This is a genomic window from Schumannella sp. GW821-FHT10F01 (assembly GCF_058809295.1).
Genome location: NZ_JBXASM010000027.1, coordinates 1 through 3729, shown reverse-complemented (window position 1 = coordinate 3729; position 3729 = coordinate 1). Strand labels below are relative to the sequence as shown.

The 3729-nt window shown below is 78.2% G+C and carries 5 protein-coding genes; all 5 read left to right on the top strand.

Translation table 11 applies throughout. The annotated features are described in order from the left end of the window. Window positions 1–235, top strand: a 235-nt coding sequence (locus AC1RSJ_RS16595) for a hypothetical protein (RefSeq protein ID WP_493119585.1), incomplete at its 5' end; no start/stop codon positions are given. Between the two features lie 136 nt (window positions 236–371). Further along, the gene (locus AC1RSJ_RS16590; protein ID WP_493119584.1) at window positions 372–692 is read left to right on the top strand and encodes a WXG100 family type VII secretion target; all 321 of its coding nucleotides are present in this window, start codon (window positions 372–374) and stop codon (window positions 690–692) included. Beyond that, window positions 689–982 (top strand): WXG100 family type VII secretion target, encoded by a 294-nt coding sequence (locus tag AC1RSJ_RS16585; RefSeq protein WP_493119583.1) that lies wholly within the window; start codon window positions 689–691, stop codon window positions 980–982. The genes AC1RSJ_RS16590 and AC1RSJ_RS16585 overlap by 4 nt, the downstream gene beginning before the upstream one ends. Window positions 983–1060: 78 nt before the next feature. Then, complete coding sequence (locus AC1RSJ_RS16580; RefSeq protein ID WP_493119582.1) at window positions 1061–2440, top strand: hypothetical protein; 1380 nt, start codon at window positions 1061–1063, stop codon at window positions 2438–2440. Then, window positions 2437–3729, top strand: a 1293-nt coding sequence (locus AC1RSJ_RS16575; RefSeq protein WP_493119581.1) for an RDD family protein, incomplete at its 3' end; no start/stop codon positions are given. The genes AC1RSJ_RS16580 and AC1RSJ_RS16575, both read left to right, overlap by 4 nt.

Below are 3729 nucleotides of genomic sequence, written 5' to 3'. Positions count from 1 at the left end.
GCTCGGCGGCATGTCGGCCGAGGATGCGGCGGCGCGCAGCGCCTCCGGTGCGACCGGCCGCGGCGGCGCGGGCGGCATGATGGGCGGCGGCGCCGGCGGTGCCGGCGCGGGCGGCGCATCCGAGAAGCGCAAGCGCCGCGGCCTCGGCGGCCCGCTCGCTCCCCGGCTCGAGGACGACGAGGAGCTCGGCCCGCTGTCGAACGGCGCCGCGGCCGGCGGCCGCGACGACGACTGATCCCGCTCTCCGGGTGCGCCCTGAACGGCGCGCCCGCGAGATTGCGGATTCCTCGCTTCCCGTCTAGCGTGGAGGCCGCGCCACCCGGATCCCGTCGTGGCGCGACCTCCGCAGTTCTCCCGAAGGGCCAGGCCCGATGACCGACCGCATCTCCGCCGAGGAGGGCGCGCTCGCGCGCGGCACCGCGGCGCTCGACGCCGCGGGCGCCAGCATCGCCGGCGGCGCCGCGCGGGTGCAGTCGTCGTTCGGCGAGCTGGCCGGCGTCTGGAAGGGCGAGGCCGGCGTCTCCTACGGCGCGCTCATCGCGCAGTGGGATGAGGACGTGCGCCACCTGCAGGCCGTGCTCGCCGGGCTCCGCGGCGCCCTCGCCGCGACCGAGCGCGACCAGCACGCGGTGGACGAGCACCAGACGGCCGTCATCAAGGGCCTCGGCTCGATGATGGGCGGCGGAGCATGACCGGCGACCTCAGCGTCGGACCGGCGCGACTCCACGCGCTCGCCGCCGACCTCCGCTCCGAGTCGGCGAAGATCGAGGCGGCCATGGGCGAGCTGTGCGCCGAGATGTCGTCGCTGCGCGCCGCATGGTCCGGCTCGGCGCAGACGCAGTACGACGCCGCGAACGCCGAGTGGACCGCGACGCTGAACCACATGAACGCGGTGCTCGTGCGGATCGCGGCCGGCGCCGACGTGACAGCCGACGCGTTCGCCAAGTCCGACGCGGCCGCGGCCGCGGGCTTCAAGGCCTGAGCATCTCGGCTCGCCGGAGGCGCCTCGACCGCGACCCCGGCAGAATGGTCGTCGTGAGCGCGGGGGAGGTCTGACGCCGTGTCGAATCCGGTCCCGGACCGTCGGCGCATCGCCGTGCTCGACGGCGACCGCCGGCTCGACCTCGCGCTCCCGTTCGACGACTCCCTCGCCGAGGCGTTCCAGCTGCTCGGCATCCGCCTCGAGCCGGGCCGGCACGTCGTGCTCGAGCGCAGCGGCCGCGAGGCGGAGCTCAGCGTCACCGGCGCGGATCTCGCCGAGGGCGCGCTCTTCGCGGTCGTCGACCTGACGGTCCGGCCGGAGGCCCCGCGACGACGGCGCGGCGCCGGCGCGGCCGGCCGCGTCGACTTCGGCAGCCCGTGGTGGCTGCTCACGGCGCTCGCCGCGGTCGTCGTCGCGATCGAGTTCGGCGCCCCGCTCGGCGGTCCGTTCGCGGAGCCGATCATCCGGATCGCCGTCGCGACCGTGCTCGGGGCGGCCGCCGCGGCCTCCGCCGTCGTGTGGTCGCGGCAGTCCGGCGGTGGCGGCGCCGTCGGGTCCGTGGCGATGACCGGTCCGCTCGCCCTCGCGTTCGCGTCCGGGGTCGTCGCCGTGCCGCCGGACCTGGCGTCGGCCGCGCACCTCGCGGCGGTGACCGGGCTGCTCGCCGCGGCCGTGCTCTCCGCCCTGCTCGTCGTGACCATGCGCGGCGCGCGGCTGCGTGCGGCCGCCGGCACCGCCACGGCGATCCTGCTCGGCCTCGTCGCCGTGTGGGGGCTGGCGCTGCTCATGGGCTGGGGCCCGGCTGCCGCCGCCGCCGTGTCGGCCGGTGCCGTCGCGCCGATGCTCCGCGCGCTGCCCTCGACGCTGCTCAACGTGTCCGAGGGCTACTTCATCGACTACTCGCGCTTCATGTCGAGCCGGTGGACGGTGCGCGGCACGATCCCGGACGACCCGGGACGGGTGCGGATGGCCTACGTGCGCGACGTGGTCGAGGCCTCGAGCGCGCGGCTCGCCGTCGGCACCGCGCTGCTCAGCGCGATCCCCGTGGTGTGCGTGCCGATCGTGCTCGCGGCCGACGTGCGCGATCCGTTCGTGCTCGGCGGTGAGATCGCGCTCATCGCGCTGCTCGCCCTGGCGCTGCTGCTCGTGCCGCGCCGCTCGGCGTCGCCCCTGCTGCGCTGGATCCCGCGCGCCTCGGCCGGCCTCGTGCTCGCGATCGGCGCGATCGGCGCCATGCAGGTGCTGCCGTCGCCGGTCGACCTGCTCACCGCGGGCGGGCTCCTGCTCGCCGGGATCGTCGGCGCGTTCATCGTGGTGCCGGTCGCGCGGGGCGCGAACTCGCTCGGCTGGTCGCGCACCGCGGACATCGCCGAGGCCTTCGCGGTGGCGCTGGCCCTGCCCGCCGGGCTGCTCGCGGCGGATGCCCTGAGTCTTCTTCGTGGAATGATGGCCGGATGAGCGCGCCGGCCCCGAACGCCCAGGCCGGCCCTCCCGGGCTGTGCTGGAACTGCCGGCAGACCATCCCCGCCGGCAGCCCGCGCTGCATCTGGTGCGGCGTGCCCCAGCGCGGCGTCGCCACGGCACCCGCGACGGCGGGCGGCGTGCCGCCGGTGCCGCCGGGCCCCGGCTCCGGCGGACAGCCCGGACCGCCGCCGGGCTTCGGCGCACCTCCGGCGCCCGGCATGCCCGGCGCCTCGCAGCAGGGCTTCGCGGGTCCGCCGCCGGGCTTCTCGGGTCAGCCCCAAGGTCTGGCCGGGCAGCAGCAGGGCTTCGCCGCGCAGCACGGCTTCGGCGGCAGGCCGGACGGCGCCGCGCAGCCCGGCACCGCGCAGCCCGGCGCCGCGCAGCCTGGCACCCAGGGCCGGATGCCGGGCGGGATGCCGAATGCGGCGCTCCCGGTGAGCCGCGCCGCCATCCGCCGCACCGACCCGACCCTGCCCGCCGGGTTCGCCGGCACCCCGGCCCGCGCCGGCGCGCGGCTCGGCGCGTTCACCGTCGACGTGCTCGTCATCGCGGCGGTCGCCGCCGCGGCGGGCCTGCTCGGCGCGAACTGGATCTTCGGCGCGCTCGGACTGCTCGAGTCCGCCCTGTTCCTCTGGGTGCTCCAGGCGCGCACCGGCGCGACGCCGGGCAACGCGCTCTTCCGGCTCCGCACCGCGCGCGCCGATGCGCCGTACTCGCCCGGCGTCGGCCGCGGCGCCGTCCGGATCCTCATCGTCGGCGTCGGCGGGCTCGTCGCCGTCGTCGGCGCCTGGGTCGTCATCGCGTCGTCCGCGTTCGACCGCGGCGGGCTCGGACGCAGCTGGGCCGACCGCGCCGCGCGCACCCTGGTCGTGCGCGTGCCCCGCCGCGAGCGGATGCCGCGCGCGGACCGAGCCCCGGCCGCGGCGGCCCCCGGCGTGCCGATCGCGCCCGGTGCGCTCGCCTCGCAGCCGCTCGCGCCGCCGACGAGTCAGCAGCCCGTCGCCCGCCCGGTCGCCGCCCCGCCCGGTGCCCGGCCGAACGCATATCCCCAGCCGGTCATCCAGCCCGCGGCTCCGGCAGCGGGCGTGCCGATCCCGGGCGCCGCCGTGACGGCGCCGGGAGAGCAGACCGGCGTGCCGGACCCGCACGCGACGCCGGCCGCGACCCCGCCCGCGCAGCCGTCGCCCGCTCCGCAGGCCGCCGGCCCGATCGTGGAGCAGCCGGGGGTGCAGCCGCCGGCACCGCAGCCGGTCGCCCTCCAGCCGATCGCGCCGGAGCCGTCC

Bases quoted from the DNA above. Each gene is read 5' to 3' on its own strand.
- AC1RSJ_RS16585 (WP_493119583.1), top strand. From the start codon at position 689: ATGACCGGCGACCTCAGCGTCGGACCGGCGCGACTCCACGCGCTCGCC.
- AC1RSJ_RS16590 (WP_493119584.1), top strand. From the start codon at position 372: ATGACCGACCGCATCTCCGCCGAGGAGGGCGCGCTCGCGCGCGGCACC.